14 protein-coding genes are annotated in these 15,789 nt (G+C 73.8%); 4 read left to right on the top strand and 10 right to left on the bottom strand.

Annotated elements, in window-relative coordinates; all coding sequences use genetic code 11:
* Positions 1–130: 130 nt before the first annotated feature.
* The 3 genes from ACIPYS_RS03150 to ACIPYS_RS03160 all read right to left on the bottom strand — a co-directional run bounded on the left by ACIPYS_RS03150 (position 131) and on the right by ACIPYS_RS03160 (position 2,241).
* On the bottom strand, positions 131–880 hold the full coding sequence (locus tag ACIPYS_RS03150) for a DUF305 domain-containing protein (protein WP_400742350.1): 750 nt from the start codon (positions 878–880) through the stop codon (positions 131–133).
* Positions 877–1,557: a DUF3105 domain-containing protein gene (locus ACIPYS_RS03155; RefSeq protein WP_093862520.1), complete on the bottom strand. Its 681-nt coding sequence runs from the start codon at positions 1,555–1,557 to the stop codon at positions 877–879. Before ACIPYS_RS03155 ends, ACIPYS_RS03150 begins: the two co-directional genes overlap by 4 nt.
* A 135-nt stretch (positions 1,558–1,692) precedes the next feature.
* Positions 1,693–2,241, bottom strand: a complete 549-nt coding sequence (locus tag ACIPYS_RS03160) for a hypothetical protein (protein WP_159425027.1) — start codon at positions 2,239–2,241, stop codon at positions 1,693–1,695.
* A gap of 305 nt (positions 2,242–2,546) precedes the next feature.
* On the opposite strand from ACIPYS_RS03160, the gene ACIPYS_RS03165 reads away from it, so the two are divergent.
* Positions 2,547–4,244 carry a hypothetical protein gene (locus ACIPYS_RS03165; protein ID WP_400742354.1) on the top strand — a complete coding sequence of 566 codons (1,698 nt, stop codon included), beginning with the start codon at positions 2,547–2,549 and terminating at the stop codon, positions 4,242–4,244.
* A gap of 15 nt (positions 4,245–4,259) precedes the next feature.
* Here ACIPYS_RS03165 and ACIPYS_RS03170 read toward each other — a convergent pair whose 3' ends face one another.
* From ACIPYS_RS03170 to ACIPYS_RS03180, 3 genes are all read right to left on the bottom strand, one after another.
* Positions 4,260–4,868 (bottom strand): TetR/AcrR family transcriptional regulator, encoded by a 609-nt coding sequence (locus ACIPYS_RS03170; protein ID WP_093862523.1) that lies wholly within the window; start codon positions 4,866–4,868, stop codon positions 4,260–4,262.
* Between the two features lie 298 nt (positions 4,869–5,166).
* Positions 5,167–5,742, bottom strand: a complete 576-nt coding sequence (gene cyaB / locus ACIPYS_RS03175) for a class IV adenylate cyclase (RefSeq protein WP_400742358.1) — start codon at positions 5,740–5,742, stop codon at positions 5,167–5,169.
* An 11-nt stretch (positions 5,743–5,753) separates the two neighbouring features.
* Positions 5,754–6,602: a helix-turn-helix transcriptional regulator gene (locus ACIPYS_RS03180; protein WP_093862525.1), complete on the bottom strand. Its 849-nt coding sequence runs from the start codon at positions 6,600–6,602 to the stop codon at positions 5,754–5,756.
* A 135-nt stretch (positions 6,603–6,737) separates the two neighbouring features.
* Here ACIPYS_RS03180 and ACIPYS_RS03185 point away from each other — a divergent pair, with 135 nt between their 5' ends.
* Entirely contained in the window at positions 6,738–7,235 is a 498-nt protein-coding gene (locus tag ACIPYS_RS03185; protein WP_400742362.1) for a hypothetical protein, read from the top strand.
* A gap of 195 nt (positions 7,236–7,430) precedes the next feature.
* Here the strand turns inward: ACIPYS_RS03185 and ACIPYS_RS03190 are convergent, their stop codons facing one another.
* The 3 genes from ACIPYS_RS03190 to ureA are packed head-to-tail and all read right to left on the bottom strand — an operon-like array spanning position 7,431 to position 10,934.
* A complete protein-coding gene (locus tag ACIPYS_RS03190; protein ID WP_093862527.1) occupies positions 7,431–8,474 on the bottom strand; it encodes an agmatine/peptidylarginine deiminase in 1,044 nt (347 codons plus the stop codon).
* 49 nt (positions 8,475–8,523) lie between these two features.
* On the bottom strand, positions 8,524–10,227 hold the full coding sequence (locus ACIPYS_RS03195) for an urease subunit alpha (protein ID WP_400742367.1): 1,704 nt from the start codon (positions 10,225–10,227) through the stop codon (positions 8,524–8,526).
* Positions 10,224–10,934 carry an urease subunit gamma gene (gene ureA / locus ACIPYS_RS03200; protein WP_400742370.1) on the bottom strand — a complete coding sequence of 237 codons (711 nt, stop codon included), beginning with the start codon at positions 10,932–10,934 and terminating at the stop codon, positions 10,224–10,226. Before ureA ends, ACIPYS_RS03195 begins: the two co-directional genes overlap by 4 nt.
* 532 nt (positions 10,935–11,466) lie before the next feature.
* Here ureA and ACIPYS_RS03205 point away from each other — a divergent pair.
* Together ACIPYS_RS03205 and ACIPYS_RS03210 are read left to right on the top strand one after the other, a co-directional pair.
* Positions 11,467–11,910 (top strand): ATP-binding protein, encoded by a 444-nt coding sequence (locus ACIPYS_RS03205; protein WP_231977833.1) that lies wholly within the window; start codon positions 11,467–11,469, stop codon positions 11,908–11,910.
* A gap of 303 nt (positions 11,911–12,213) precedes the next feature.
* Positions 12,214–14,463, top strand: coding sequence for a SpoIIE family protein phosphatase (locus ACIPYS_RS03210; RefSeq protein ID WP_093862531.1), 2,250 nt, complete (start codon positions 12,214–12,216; stop codon positions 14,461–14,463).
* Between the two features lie 104 nt (positions 14,464–14,567).
* Here the strand turns inward: ACIPYS_RS03210 and ACIPYS_RS03215 are convergent, their stop codons facing one another.
* Entirely contained in the window at positions 14,568–15,635 is a 1,068-nt protein-coding gene (locus tag ACIPYS_RS03215) for a DUF2637 domain-containing protein (protein WP_400742373.1), read from the bottom strand.
* Between the last annotated feature and the right edge of the window lie 154 nt (positions 15,636–15,789).

The following is a 15,789-nucleotide window of genomic DNA, read 5'->3' on the forward strand; positions in this document are numbered from 1 at the left end:
GCGGGTACGGACACGGCAACGGCCGGGGCGGTGGACGGGAGTCCCGTCCACCGCCCCGGCCGTGCTGTGCCGTGGTGCAGGTCGTGCAGAGTGTGCGGGTCGTTCGGGTCTTTCGGTCGTGCTGGGCGGCTCAGGAGGCGGGCACGCCCGGGGCGGCGCCGCGGTCCTTGAGCATGTCGGTGATCAGGCCGATCTCCGAGGTCTGGCCGATCACCATCGACTGCGCGAGCCGCTTCTCCGACTCGTTGCGCGCCATGTCGACGTAACCCTGGGCCATCTCCACCCCGCCCTTGTGGTGCTCCAGCATCAGCTGCAGGTAGAACACCTCGGCCTCCCGCCCGCTCAGCGAGCGGAGCTTGGCGAGCTGGGTGTTGGTGGCCATGCCGGGCATCAGCGAACCGTCGTGCGCCTGGTAGTCGGCGCCGTGCCCGTGCCCGCCCATTGCCATCCAGGCCATCGGCTTGGCCGGCGAGTGCTGGGTGAGCCCCCACTGGTCGAGCCAGCCCATCATCATGCCGCGCTGGTTGGCCTGGGTGTTGATGATGTCGAAGGCCAGGGTGCGGGTGGGCTCGTCGGTGGTCCGGTCCCGGACGATGAACGACAGGTCCACCGCCTGCTGGTGGTGGGTCGCCATGTCCCGGGCGAACCCGGCCTCCGGGGAGTCGTCCGCCGGCACGCTCAGCGAAGAGGTCCCGGAGGCCGACGTGCCGCCCGCGACCAGGGCGGGCACCCCGAGCGCGAGGGCGAGCGCGGCGGCCAGCGCGGCCGGCCACCAGATCCGCCGTCGCGAGGGCGCCGGAGCGGCGTCCGCGCCGTCGGCCGGGTGGCCGTCCGCCCCGGGGCCGTCCGCCCGGTGGCCGTCCGCCTCGGCGGCGGTCACATCTGCCCCATCGAGCAGGAGGCGCCCGGCTCCTGGGTCTGCTTGCCCTGGACGTACTTGGTGAAGAACTGGTTCACCCGGGGGTCGCTCGCGCTGTCCACGACGAGCTGGGTCGACCAGGCGTTCAGGGTGATGGTGCCCTTCTCGTCCGGGTAGGGGCTCATCAGCGAGTACGGGGTGGCCTTCACCTTGTCCGAGAGGGTCTTGATGTCCTCGGGGGTGGCCTTGCCGTTGTAGGTCACCCAGACCGCGCCGTGCTCCAGCGAGTGGACGGCGCGCTCGTTCTCGACCGGCTGGTCGTAGACGGTGCCCATGCAGTCCAGCCAGACCGCGTTGTGGTCACCGCCGACCGGCGGGGTCTGCGGGTAGGTGACCTTCTCCTTGACGTGGTTGCGGCTCAGGTCGCCGAAGGTCTGGACGCCGTCGATCGGGGCGGCGGCAGCGGCGGCCTTGGCCTTCTTGTCCTTGTTGGCGTCGACCACGATCCAGGTGCCGGTGGCTATCGCGGCGATCACCAGGACGCCCGCGACCGAGCCCGCGATGATCTTGTTGCGGCGGTCGCGGCGCTGCTCGGCGGCGCGCAGCTCGGCGATCCGGGCGCGGCGGTCGTTGCTCGCCTGCTTCCCGCTCGGCTTGTTGCCCTGGGCCTTGTTCGACTGCTTGGAGGCGGAACCCATGAGGTGTCCTTGTCCCCACCGCGCATCGGGCACGGCGGTCTGAAGAGGTGGTGGGAGGGGGCGGATCCGTCGGTCCCGCCCGCCCGGCGCCCGTTCGGGCGGCGGGGGAGGGCCGGGGCCGGCGGCGGGTTCCGCTCAGGACCGGTGTACTTGGAGTTCGTGCAGGTCGGGCACGGGGTGCGGCCCGACCAGCAGTCCGGCGGGCACCACCCGGGGCAGCACCTCGGCGGTCTCCGGCCGGGGTGCCGCGGCGGGTTGCGGGTGCGGCGGCGGATTGGGGAGCTGGGCGTCCTGGGCGCAGTACGGGTGGCTGGAGCAGCCGTTGTTGCGGTGCGGCGGGTCGCCGTCGACCGAGCACCAGGTCCAGTGCCGGTGGCTCTCCGCGCGGAGGCGGTCGCCGAGGGTCTGGGGCGTGGTGGCCGGACCGGTGGCGGCGGTGCCGAGGAGGTGCGGGGGTGCGTCGGCCCGGGGAACGGCGACGAGTCCGGTCGGCGGGCCCACCGGGGGGTCGGCCGGGACGGTCACCGGGAAGCCGGACCGTTCGGCCGTGGCCGCCTTGGCGTGTGCCGCGCACGGGAGCGCCGTCAGCAGCCCGGCCAGCAGCAGGATCCACAGCACGCCCACCGGGCGGACCGCGAGAGCGGCCCTCCCCGGCCGGGGTGTGCTGGGGGCCGACGCGGTCATGCGCACATTTAATCAGCCGAACGAGTGAAGCGAGCCCCCTCCCCGGTTCTCATTTTCGAGCGCGGAGCCGCCTGAATACCCCGGAAACGCCCTGGTCCGGGCGGTTCGGTCGACTGCGGGAGGAACAGAAGCGAAACGGGCGTCGAACCCGGTGATCGGTATCGGCCGATGTGTGCGTGGTTGTCGCCGAAACCCGGACAGCGTCGTTGCACTTGGGGACAATGACGTCGAGCCCGGCCCGCCCGGGGGCGGCGCATGAAGCAGCGAGCAACCAGCACCGAGCAGCAGCGATCAGGAGCCGCCAGATGACCGAACAGGGTGCACCCGCGCAGCAGCAGCTCCGGCCGGACGACGGCTGGTGGGACACGGTCTACGCGGGCCCGGCCGGCACCCTCCCCGACACCCCGCACGCCGGACCGGGGGAGGGCAGCGTCGACGACTGGTTCGAGACGGCGGCGGGACTCATCGGGCAGCAGCGCGAGGGCGACCCCGGGGAGGCCGGGGCGGTACCGGAGCCCGGGTCGTCGCGGGCCGACCAGGAGGTGCTGGAACGGGACAGCATCGACGACTGGTTCGACACCGCCGTCGGCGTGATCGCTCCGCAGCGCCCGGCGGACGAGCCTCCGGGCGCCGACGACACCCGCCGCTTCCCCGCCCCCGCCTGGGCGGAGGCGGGGCCGGCCACCCTGTCCGGGGTGCCCGGGGCCGAGGACACGGCCGTCGAACCGGCCCCCCGGGTGCCCGAGCCCCGGGCGGAGTCCGACGCCGTGGCAGCTCCGGAGCCGGAGTCGGAGCGGGAGCCGGTGCCGGCGCCGGTGGAGTCGCTGGAGTCGCCGGCCGAGGTCGCCGCTCCGGCCGAGCCCGAAGTCGTTGCGCCGGAAGTCGTTGCGCCGGAAGCCGTCGAGCCCGAAGCCGTCGAGCCCGAAGCCGTGGAGCTTGAAGCCGTCGAGTCCGAGGTCGTTGCGCCCGAAGCCGCCGCGTTCGAGGCCTCCGAGCGCGCGCCCGAAGCACCCGCACCCGCACCCGCGTCCGCACCCGTGCCGCCCGCCCCGCGCCCGGACCCCCGCCCCGGCCGGGCCGCCTCCGCACCCGCCGTGCCGCACGTCGGCGAACGCCCGCCCACCTACGGCCCCGAGCCGACCGCCGTCCCCGAGGCCGACCCCGGCGCGCTGGGCGGCATCGTCGCCGACACCGTGCTGGAGGGGGCCCAGTACGGCGCCACCACCCTGCGGGCGGCCTCCGTGCGCGGCGACTCCGCCCGCTACCGGGGCGAGCCCCGGCGGGACTCGCTGCTGGTCACCCGGTTCGGCGAGGGCGCGGACGGGCTGCTGCTCGCGGTGCTCGGCGGGTTCGACGACTCCGGCCCGGCCGCCGGAGCGGTCGCCACCGCGAGTGCCGAGGCCTGCCGTCAGCTCGCGGCCGCCGTCGGCCGCAGCCGCGAGGGCCTCGCCGCAGACCTGCGCGACGGCGCCCGCGACCGGCTCCGCTACGGCCTCCAGCGGCTCGCGCTCGGCGCCGTCGCCCCGCTCCGTGCCCTGACCCCGGCCGGCGCGGAGCACCGGGAGGACGGGGAGGACGGGCCGCCGTCCCCCGCCTCGCTGCACTGCCTGCTCACCTCGCTGGACCCGGAGGCCGGGTACCGGGCGGCGTTCGGGGTCGGCCCGGGCGGGCTGTACCTGCTGCGCTCCGGCCACTGGATCGACGCGTACGCGGCGCGGTTGCTGCACCACCCCGACGGCCAGCCGCCGGTGCCGGAGTCCCCGGTGCCGGGCCCGCGCCCGTTCCGCTTCCGGATGGTCCCGGCGACCCCGGGCGACATCCTGCTGCTGTGCACCCCGGGACTGTCCCGTCCGGTCGCGGACGAGCCCGCGGTCGCGCACTTCCTGGCCTCGCACTGGGCGCACCCGCACCCGCCGGGCACCGTGGACTTCCTCCGCCAGGTCCAGGTCCGGGCCAAGGGCTACACCGACGACCGGACCGCGGCCGCGATCTGGACCGAGTAGCCGGACCCGGTCCGCTCAGGCGGGTGCGGCGGCCAGCAGGGTGCCGCAGGCGGACCCGGCGAGGTGGAGCGCCCGGCTCCGGCGGGCACCGGTGAGGCCGAGGGCGATCGGGACGGCGAGGCCGTCCAGCAGGGCGCGGATCTGGACGGCGCGTTCGGTGGCGTCGCCGGGGCCGAAGCGGCCGGCGGCGGTGCCCTCCTCGATCAGGGCGACCAGGTCGGCCTGCCAGGGGCCCTCGATCTCCAGCTGCCCCTGCCGCAGCTCCTCGCTGGCGGGGGAGCGGCCCCACACCTCGACCCAGAGGATCCAGCGCGGGTCCCCGGGGCCCTCCGGCAGGTAGAGCGCGGTGTACTCGTCCAGCCGCCCCCGGACGTCGCGGGCGGCGTCGGCGAGCATCTCGCGGCGGCGGGCGCCGAGCTGCTCCTCGCTCCAGCGGAGGGTCTCCAGCAGCAGCTGGTCCTTGCTGCCGAAGTAGTAGAGCAGGTGGCCCGCACTCATCTGGAGCTTCTTGCCGAGGCCGGCCATGGTGAGCTTGGCGAGCCCGTGCTCGGCGATCGCGGCGCGGGCGGTGGCGAACACCTCCTCGCGCGGGCGGGCCGGTCGGCGCGGGCGGGCGTCGGCCATCGGTGCTGCTCCTCCGGGGTTCGGTAGGGCTTCACGATACCCACCGTGCCCGGCGGGCCACGGAGCGGGAGGCGCGGGGCATGCGGACCAGGCGGTGCTCGATCCGGCGGGTGTCGGTGAGGTCGACGCCGCCGCAGGGGGAGCCGTGGACCCGCCGGCGCGCGTGGGCTTGCCACTCCGATCCCGTCACCGGCATCTCCCGCCGATTCGGCGATCACGATGCCCGGTTCGGTCGGCCGGGGACGGGCCGGTGGTTGCCTTGCGGGCCGCGCTTCGTGTGGCCGGCCTCGGCGAGTGGTTACTGCGGCGGAACCGGCCGGGAGGCCGCGACGGCATCGGTGTACTGCTCGGTCGTCAGGTCCTCCCCGTGGACGCCGAGCTCGGCAAGGACGGATCGCACGACAGTGAGAGCTGGTGCTAGGTCGGCCTCGGTGGCCGCGACGGTCTCCAGCTCGATGAAGGTCCCGTCGATCTCGGGGACGTGAACCAGAGTGGCGAGGAGCCGCCGGCCGTCGTGCTGGAAGTCGTAGTTGCGGCAGCGCTTCTCGAAGGCGATCCGGGGGACGAACCCGAGCGCGCGGACGATCTCGTGCGCGGCCTCGGCATCCTCGACGCGGGTCTCCGCCTCGGGCTTCGACCCGGATGCCTCATCGACACGGGCCCCCTTGTAGGTCAGGACGGTCCGGGTGTCCTGCGGGCTGTGAACGGTGCGGATCCGCAGTTCCCTGTCCGCCCCCATCAGTGAACCGTCGGGGGCGTCGTAGTAGGTGTCGCGGTACACCTCGGCGCGGCCGGCCCCGTACTGGTCCTCCAGCAGTCGCAGGAGTGTTTCCGGATCGCGGACCACGGCCTTGAGCTCTGCCTCGATCGCCACTGCTGCCCCTCTCAGATCACGCGCTCCGCGTCGTCCACCATGGCGTCGAACGTCCTCCGCCATCCCCGGTACAGCGGTCCGTAGGGGGTGGCCAGCACCTTATAGGTCGGCGACTCGTGGCCTTCCCGATCCGTGTCGAACGCGCTGACGTAGAGGGTCTTGTCGAGACGGATCACCCGCCATACGGGCAGGGTGCGGTAGCGGTACACCTCGACGCGGCCGAGCTCCGCGAGCTCACGCAGACGGGCCTCGGCGAGGCGTACACCGCTGGCCAGGGACTCGGGCGACTCGCCGATCTCAGCGGCCCGACGGGCCAGCGCGGGTGAGTCCGGGGCGAGGAGGAGGACCCGAAGGCGGGGTGGGTCGTCACCGTCACGGTCGAGGTGCGGGCGGAGCAGGGAGTCCCGGAGCGCGAGTAGTCCGAGACCCCGGACGGCGAGGATGTCGAGTTCCGACGCCGAGCGGGCCGCGCGCTGGATCTCAGCCGCTGCCGACGCCTGGTCGGAGTGAACGCGAACGATCTCCGGGAACGCCGCAAGGTCGAATGCCGCGCCGGGAGTTCGACTCTCCCGCTGCGGGGCGAGGCCGAGCATCCGTCGAGCGTCGGCCGGCATGTTCAGCCCGTCCGCGATTCGTTCGAAGACGTCGAGGCGGGTGACTTCCCGTCTCCTGTTCATGATCTCGTTGACCCGGCTCTGGGTCATGCCGACCTGCGCGGCAATTCGGGCCTGGCTGGCGCCGCTGTGGTGTTGGACCCATCGGAAGGTGGCAGCGATGTCGCGGCCGCTCAGGGCGCCGCGGATCTCCGAGTTCTGCCACGCGGAGTCAGGAAGTCGGATCGGTTCGAGCGCGGTCACCACAGCGGCATTCCAGTCTCCGTGAATCCATCTCAGCGTGAGATTACCGGCCGGGTATCGAGCCTGGCGCCCCATTGCCCGAATCTCGTCAGAGATGGCGCGGCTCGGATTCCGCCGCCTCGGCACCAAGGAGAGCGCATGGCCTTGACCGCAGATGAGGACTGGACCGTCAGCGTCGATGGGTGCCTGGAACCCACGGCCCTGCCACCAGCAGCGGCACTGACTGCCGTCTGGCAGGCAGTGAAGGACCTGGAGTTCGGGGACCAGCAGCGCGCCGCTGTTCGCATGCTCTTCGGCACCGGGGCCACCGAGACCGTCGAGGCCGCGCTGGACGGTGGCGCGCTGGACTTCCCGGTCACCCTTCCGGCCGGCCGGATCGTCATCCGTGTCCGTCACGGCGACGGTCGGACCGCCAGACAGAGGCACGCCGCGCGGTACCAGCCGGTGCAGGAACCGCCACGCGGACGGAACCCTGGGCTGTGGGTGGTGATGGACAGCGCGACGTGCGAGCCGGTTCGTGAGAAGGGGCACGTCCTGCGGTGGGGCATCGAGTCGAGCGCGTGGTCCTGGATCGGCAGAGAACTGGCCCGCAGCGACTACCAGGGGAAGGCCGGCCATGCTCGGCGCGCCCCTTGAGGAGGAACTCGGGGTCCTGCGCGCCCCGGTCCCCGACGGCACGGTTGACGGTGGCCGCAATGGTCCCGGTCGCGGTGATCGTGTGCGTGCTGCTGCTGATGATCCTGCGCTGATGCCCCGGCCGGCGCCCGGTGGGGCGCCGGCCGGGGAGTCAGGAGACCGTCGTTTCGTCGGTGCAGGTGACCTGCACCGGCGTCAGGCCTTCGGCTGCTGCTGAGTAATGCAGTGGATGCCGCCGCCGTTGGCGAAGATCTCGCGGGCGTCGACCAGTTCGACCGTGCGGCCCGGGTAGGCCTCGGCGAGGATGGCGGCGGCCTCCTGGTCGCGCGGGTCGTCGAAGGCGCACAGCACCACGGCGCCGTTGGCGACGTAGTGGTTGATGTAGGAGTAGTCGACCGGCTCGCCGTCCTCGTCCAGCAGGACGGTGGGGGCGGGGAGTTCGACGACCTCCAGCGGGCGGCCCTGGGCGTCGGTGGAGGCCCGGAGGATCGCCACCAGCTCCTGGCAGACCGCGTGGTCGGGGTGCGCCGGGTCGGGCTGGACGTGGGCGACGACGACGCCGGGGCGGACGAAGGAGGCGACGATGTCGATGTGGCCGCGGGTGCCGAACTCGTCGTAGTCGCGGGTGAGTCCGCGCGGCAGCCAGATCGCCTTGGTGGTGCCGAGGAAGGCGTGCAGCTCGGCCTCGACCTCCTCGCGGGTCCAGTCGGAGTTGCGGCCCTCGCCGAGCTGGACGGTGTCGGTGACGAGCACGGTGCCCTCGCCGTCGACGTGGATGCCGCCGCCCTCGTTGATCAGCCGGGAGGCGAAGCGGCGGACGCCGGTCAGCTCGGTGATGTGCTCGGCGATGTGCTGGTCCTTGTCCCAGCGGGCCCAGCCCTGGGCGCCCCAGCCGTTGAAGATCCAGTCGGTGGCGGCCAGCCCGCCGTTGCCGTCGATCAGGAAGGACGGGCCGATGTCGCGCATCCAGGCGTCGTCGAGCGGGCGCTCGACGATCTCGACCTGCTCGGAGACGTACTTGCGGGCCTCCTCGGTCTCGCCGGTGTTGACCACCAGGGTGACCGGCTCGTACCGGACGATCGTGTTGGCGACCGCGGCCCAGGCCTCGCGGCCGGTGTGCAGGTTCTCCGGGGTGTCGAAGGTCGGGTTGCTGGTGGGGAAGGCCATCCAGGTCCGGTCGTGCGGGTGCCACTCGGCGGGCATCCGGTAGCCGAGCGAGGCGGGGGCGGGGGTGGTCATCGGGAGGTCCTTCGGTGGAACGGGTGGGTGACGGTGCGGAAGGTGCGGGTCAGAGGAAGTAGAGGCGGCTCAGCGAGACGCTGTCGGCCGGTTCGGAGCGCAGTGGGTCGCCGTCCAGCGAGACCAGGCCGGTCGGTGTGACCTCGACCTGTCCGGTGCGGGCGTTGCGCACCATGTCGCGCGGGCCGATGCCGCGGGTGTTGCGGACGCCGACGCGCCGGCGCCGGGTGGGCAGGCCGTCGGCGGCGCGGTCCAGGTAGGCGCCGTCGGCCGCCGCCCGGGCCACGAAGGCGACCGAGAGGTCGGCGGCGGTGGCGCCGTGGGCGCCGAACTGCGGTCCCAGCACGAGGGGTTCGCAGCGGTCGGTGGAGGCGTTGGGGTCGCCGACCACGCCGTAGGCGGGGAAGCCGGCCTTGAGGACCAGCTGCGGCTTGGCACCGAAGTGGTCGGGGCGCCAGAGCACGATGTCGGCGAGCTTGCCGGTCTCGATCGAGCCGATCTCGTGGGAGAGGCCGTGGGCGACGGCCGGATTGACGGTGAGCTTGGCGATGTAGCGCAGCACCCGCTGGTTGTCGTCCTCGGGCCCGTCGCCCTCCATCGGGCCGCGTTCGGCCTTCATCTTCCCGGCCAGGGCGAAGGTGCGGCGCACGGTCTCGCCGGCCCGGCCCATGCCCTGGGCGTCGGAGGAGGTGATGCCGATGACGCCCAGGTCGTGCAGCACGTCCTCGGCGCCCATGGTGCCGGCCCGGATCCGGTCGCGGGCCATCGCGGCGTCCCCGGGCAGGTCGGTCTTGAGGTCGTGGGCGGAGACGATCATGCCGAAGTGCTCGCCCAGGGCGTCCCGGCCGAAGGGCAGGGTGGGGTTGGTGGAGGAGCCGATGACGTTCGGCACGCCCGCCATCTTCAGCACGTTGGGCACGTGGCCGCCGCCGCAGCCCTCGATGTGGAAGGCGTGGATCGTCCGGCCGTCGAGCACCCGCAGGGTGTCCTCGACGGACAGGCACTCGTTGAGGCCGTCGGTGTGCAGGGCGACCTGGACGTCGTACTCCTCGGCCACCCGCAGTGCGGTGTCCAGGGCGCGGGTGTGCGCGCCCATGTCCTCGTGCACCTTGAAGCCGGACGCGCCGCCCTCGGCGAGGGCCTCGATCAGCGGGGCCTCGTCGGAGGAGGAGCCGCGGGCGAGGAAGCCGATGTTGACCGGCCAGGCGTCGAAGGCGTTGAAGGCGTGCCGCAGCGCCCAGGGCGAGTTGACGCCGACGCCCCAGACCGGGCCGAACTCCTGGCCGATGACCGTGGTGACCCCGGAGGCGAGCGAGGCCTCCATGATCCGCGGCGAGAGCAGGTGGACGTGGGTGTCGACGGCGCCGGCGGTGGCGATCAGGCCCTCGCCGGAGACGATGGTGGTGCCGGTGCCGACCACGACGTCCACGCCGTCCAGGGTGTCGGGGTTGCCGGCCCGGCCGATCGAGGCGATCCGGCCCTCCCGGATGCCGATCGAGGTCTTGCGCACGCCCTGCACGGCGTCGATCACCAGCACGTTGCTGATCACCACGTCGCACGTGTCGCGGACGGCGGCGGGCTTGAGGTGCAGGCCGTCGCGGGCGGTCTTGCCGAATCCGGCCAGGAACTCGTCGCCGGGCCGCTGGGAGTCCGACTCGACCCGGACGACCAGCCCGGAGTCGCCGAGCCTGACCCGGTCGCCGGCGCGCGGGCCGTGGACGGAGATGTAGTCGTGCGGGGTGATGGACGTCATGACTCCACCTCCGCGTCGTCGAAGCCGGTCAGGTAGCCGGTGGCGCGGGCCTTGGCGAGGGCGGACTCCTTGGCGCCGGGCGCGTCGAGCGGGCCGTCGACCAGGCCGGCGAAGCCGATCGCGACCCGGGCGCCGCCGATCGGGACCAGCCCGACCTCGACGGTGCTGCCCGGGTCGAAGCGCACCGAGGAGCCGGCCGGGACCGCGAGGTGGGTGCCGTAGGCGGCGGCCCGGTCGAAGGCCAGTCGGGGGTTGGCCTCGAAGAAGTGGAAGTGCGAGGTGACGGAGATCGGGACGCCGGAGGTGTTGTGGACGGGGAGGAGGACGGTCTCCTCGACCGGGTCGTAGCCGGCGCCGTCACCGGGAAGGGCGCTGCCGGGGGCGTCCTCGCCGAGCGAGCCGGCGCCGCGGAACGGGTCGTCGACCACGGCCAGGCGGGTGCCGTCGTCGAAGACCGCCTCGACCTGGACCACGGTGACCACGTCCGGCACGCCGGGCAGCACGTCGGCGGCGGAGAGCACGGAGCGGCCGGCCTCGACGGCCTCGGCGAGGCGCAGGCCGTCGCGGGCGGCCTCGCAGACGGTGTCGGCGATGAGCGCGGTCGCCTCGGGGATGTTGAGCCGCACGCCTCGGGCGCGGCGGGCGCGGGCCAGCTCGGCTGCCGTGAAGATCAGCAGCCGGTCCCGCTCGGTGGGGGTCAGTCGCACGGTTCCTCGCTCGCGGTCGCAGGAGAGGGTGAGGGCTTTTAGAACGGCGTTCAAACACCTCGGGCCATTGAACCCGGAGCCGTCCGCCCTGTCCAGCCTTGCCGCTCGCGCGCCGTTCGGCACACGGGACGCGTCCGGTCGCCCCGGGCCGGCGGCCCGCGCCGGTGTCCGGTCGCCGGTCCGCGCCGGTCCCGGAAGCCCGTCCGGGGCCCGGGGGCGGCCCGTACGCATCGCAAACCTGTCCGGCGGGGGCGGCTGGATCACGCGAACCGCCTCGTGCCCCTTTCACCCCAGGTGATCGCCCGCGCACTGTTCCAAATGCCGAAAGGTGGGCATGACGATGATTGGTCAGTACCAAAGGGGTCGACCGACCGGCGGGGGCCCGGATCGGCGACCGGGAGCGAGGGTGGGGGCAGGGGTGATGGACGGTCAGTCGCGATTCCCGCGGCAGCGGACGAGTTCGGGGGGCGCCTTCCGGATCACCGGAACCGGCCAGGGCGGTCCGGCGGGCACGGCAGGTGGCGCGGGCACCGTGGGTGCGACAGACGTCGCCCGGCCGGGCGTACCGGCACCGGGGTGCGCGCTGAACCGCCGGCTCCACCTGGCACTGGAGGCCGCCGACCTGGTCGCGGTCGGCGCGGTCCGCCACCGGCTGCGCGCCGCGCTCGGCCACTGGGGCGTGCCCGAGCTGGCCGACACGGCCGAGCTGCTCACCTCCGAGCTGGTCACCAACGCGCTGCAGCACACCGGCCGGGGCGCGGTCTTCGACGCGGTGCTCACCGGTGACCAGCGGCTGCGGATCGAGGTCCAGGACGGCGAGGCCGGACTCCCCGGCCGCCGCCGCGACCCGGACGCGGAGTACGCCACCTCCGGCCGGGGGCTGATGCTGGTCGAGGCGCTCGCCGACTCCTGGGGCGTGCACCTGCGCGGCGACGGCAAGGTCACCTGGTTCGAACTGGCCACCGTCGAACTCTGACTTCCCGCCGCCGAACTCTGACTTCCCGGCCCACCGTTTGCCGTACGAGCACCGTTCGCGACCGAACGATGCCCGTAAGTGAAGGCGAGTGCCAAGATTTCCGGCCCGTTGCCATTGCCGCTCGGCCGAACATTGGCCAGGATGGTGGGAATGTGTGCCCACGAGCGAGAAGCGGCGGGAAACTCCTACCGTCTCGACCGATGACCGCCCGTCGGCGCGCGACCGTCGAGCACCACCCATCACACCGCCACGCGGCCCGTCCGGACGGTCGGCGCGGTCCGCCACGGCAGCGGCAGGAGCAGCATGCCCACAGAGCCCGAGTCACCGGGGCCGGCCCTCCCGTCCGGTCCGCCCACGACCGGCTCCGGTCGGGCCAGGCCCCCCGCGCAGGCGGCCCGGCGGCATGCGCTGCGCACCGCCCCCGGCCTCGCGGCCGGCCGGCTCGCGCCGATGCTCTCCGGCGGCCTGCCGCTCTCCCCGGGCGACTCCACGCCGGACTGGCTGGAACCGGCGATGGCGGCCAACGGCATCGGCTCCTTCGACTGGGACATCCGCCGCGACATCCTCGAGGGTGACCAGCGGGCCTGCACCATCGTCGGCCTGGACTCCGCCGAGAAGGGCCGCTTCGACCGCACCTCCGCCTCCTTCCTGGCCCTGCTCCACCCCGAGGACGCCCCCGTGGTGCGCCGCCGGGTCGAGCGCGCCGTCGCCGAGCTCGGCCAGTGCGGCGCCTACTACCGGACGGTCGGCCCGCACGGCACCACCCGCGCCGTCCGCTTCCGCGGCCGGGTCCTCGCCGACGCCTTCGGCCGGGCCTCCCGGATGGTCGGCTTCGTCTGGGACGCCACCGTCGAGCTGCACAAACGCGATCGCGCCGACCGGATGGCCCTGCTGCGCGAGGAGCGCTCCCGCTTCATCAAGGAGGCCGCCCGGGCCCTCTCGGAGGCGGTCACCGTGCGCGACGTGGCCCGGGTCTTCACCGAGCTGCCGCTGCCCGGCCTGCCGCCGGACGGCCTGGTCCTGGCCTCCTTCGAGGCCGGCCGGGTGCAGATCCTCGGCGCCTCCGGCTACCGGCCCGAGGAACTGGCCGGCTACGACCGCTCGGTGCTGCCGCCGAGCCACCCCGCCGCCGAGGCGCTCCGGGGCCGCGCCCCGGTGTTCTGCGCCAGCCGCGAGGAGTACCGCGAGCGCTACCCGGACGTCTGGGAGCAGGCCCGCCGCACCAGCCGCAGCTCCTGGGCGTTCCTGCCGCTGGTGGCCAGCGGCCGGGCGATCGGCGTCTGCGTGGTCAGCTTCGACGACGACCGCCAGCTGGACGCCGACGAGCGCACCCTGCTCTCCACCCTCGGCGGCCTGGTCGCCCAGTCCCTGGCCAGGGCCCGGCTGCACGACGCCGAGCACGAGCTCGCGGCCGGCCTGCAGCGGGTCATGCTGCCGCGCACCGTGCCCTCGGTACCCGGGGTCACCACCGCCGTCCGCTACCTGGCGGCCGGCTCCGGGCTCCAGATCGGCGGCGACTGGTACGACGTGGTGCCGCTGCCCGGCGGCCACGTCGGCCTGGTGATCGGCGACGTCCAGGGCCACGACGTGCACGCCGCCGGGATCATGGGCCAGCTGCGGATCGCCCTGCGCGCCTACGCCGCCGAGGGCCACCCGCCCGCCGCGGTGATGGCCCGGGCCTCCCGCTTCCTGGCCGACCTGGACACCGACCACTTCGCCACCTGCACCTACGCCGAGGTGAACGTCGACTACGGCGTCGTGTACGCGGTACGGGCCGGCCACCTCGACCCGGTGGTGCGGCGCGCCGACGGCACGGCGAGCACCGTCCCGGTGGCCGGCGGGCTGCCGCTCGGCATCGCGCCCGACGAGGAGTACCGGGTCACCCGGTTCAGCCTGGACCCGGGCGAGACGGTGCTGCTCTGTACCGACGGCCTGGTCGAGGCGCGCGACATGGACCTCGACGAGGGCGTCGCGCGACTCACCTCGGTGCTCGCCGAGCCGCTCGCGGACGCCTCCCGGACCGGCCGCGACCCGCTGGAGGAGCTGGCCGACCGGATCGCCTCGCAGGCCGCCGACTCCAGTGAGCGCGAGGACGACATAGCGCTGCTGCTGCTGCGCTGGGACGGCCCCGAGGGCGGCCTGGCCGCCCAGCAGCTGCGCCGCCGGATCGGGCAGGCCGATCTGGCGCGGATCGCGGAGGTCCGGGCGGAGCTGCGGGACGCGCTGCGCCGGTGGGGTGTCGCCGAGCTGATCGACACCGCGGAGCTGCTCTCCTCGGAGCTGGTCACCAACGCGATCCGGCACACCGACCGGGACGCGATGTTCACCGCCCGGCTCTACCGGGAGCCGGCCGCGGACGGCGGCCGGGCCCGGCTGCGGGTCGAGGTCGAGGACGAGTCGGACCTCTGGCCGACCCGCCGCACACCGGGGGAGCAGGCCTCCTCCGGGCGCGGGCTGATGCTGGTCGAGGCGCTGGCCGACGGCTGGGGCGTGGAGCCCCGGGGGTCGGGCAAGCGGATGTGGTTCGAGCTCACGGTGGCGACGGCGGAGTGACGGCGTCGCAGTGACGGCGTCGCAGTGACGCCGGGGGAGTGACGGCGGCCGAGCGGCCCCCGGGCAGTGGTGCCCGGGGGCCTGCGACGGCTCCGGCTCCGGCCTCAGCCGAACTGCTGCTCCAGGTCCTTCAGCTTGCGCTCCAGCGAGTCCAGCCGGGGCAGCGCCACGGTGTCGTCGTCGGGCGTGAGGTCGATGGTGTGCCGTTCGGGCCGGGCCGGCAGGCCCGCCTGCGCCGCCGCGCCCTCCACGGCCTCGGCCCGTGCCGGCGGTTCGACCGCGGGCCGGTCGGGGCCGCCGGGGCCGCCGGAGCCGCCCGCTATGGCGGACTCCGGGCCGGGCTCCAGCTGCCGGGACGCCGCCCCGGAGCCGCCGCCGCGCGGGCGCCAGACGCTGTGGGTGCGGTTGATGGCCCTGATCTCGGCCCGCTCCCGGCGCCCCGCGAGCTTGCGGCGCTCCTTCTCCCTGGCGTTCTCGCGCTTGTCCTCGCGGACCTCGTCGACCGCCTCCTCCAGGCTCCGCACGCCCTCCAGCAGCATCAGCGACCAGGCGGCGTAGGTCTCCCGCGGGGCCCGCAGCCAGCGGACGATCCGGATCTGCGGGAGCGGACGGGGGACCAGGCCCTGTTCGCGCAGCGCGGCCCGGCGGGTCTGTTTGAGGGCCCGGTCGAACAGCACGGCGGCCGAGAGGGACATCCCCGCGAAGAACTGCGGCGCGCCCGCGTGGCCGAAACCGCGTGGGGCGTGCACCCAGTTGAACCAGGCCGAGGCGCCGGCGAACAGCCAGACCAGCAGCCGGGAACCGAGTGCGGCGTCGCCGTGGCTGGCCTCGCGCACGGCGAGCACGGAACAGAACATCGCCGCCCCGTCCAGGCCGAACGGCACCAGGTACTCCCAGCCGCCGGACAGGTTGAGGTTCTGCACCCCGAACCCGACCAGGCCGTGGAAGGAGAGTGCGGCGGCGACGGCCGCGCAGCAGAACAGCAGGGTGTACGAGGCCCCGCCGTACAGGGACTCCTTGCGGCGGCGCCGTTCCTCGGATCGCTCCCAGGAATCCGCGGTGCCGGTGCCGCCGGATCCCCGGCTCCGGGCCAGGGCCACCACGAGCGCGCTGACCAGCAGCGCGGCAACGCCGGTGACGGCCCAACCGAGCGGTATGTCGGACAATTTCATCGCCTGGACCAGCCTCGCTTTCCTGCGTCGCAATTCCTGCGCCGTGATGGCGGGGACCATCATGACGGATGCTCGGCCGGAGAATGGCTGATTCGCTGTCAATGCGCTGACGAGAGGGATTTCTGGCGAGGGATAAGTCGCATTGTCATATTGA

Source organism: Kitasatospora sp. NPDC089913, assembly GCF_044748625.1.
Lineage (GTDB): Bacteria > Actinomycetota > Actinomycetes > Streptomycetales > Streptomycetaceae > Kitasatospora.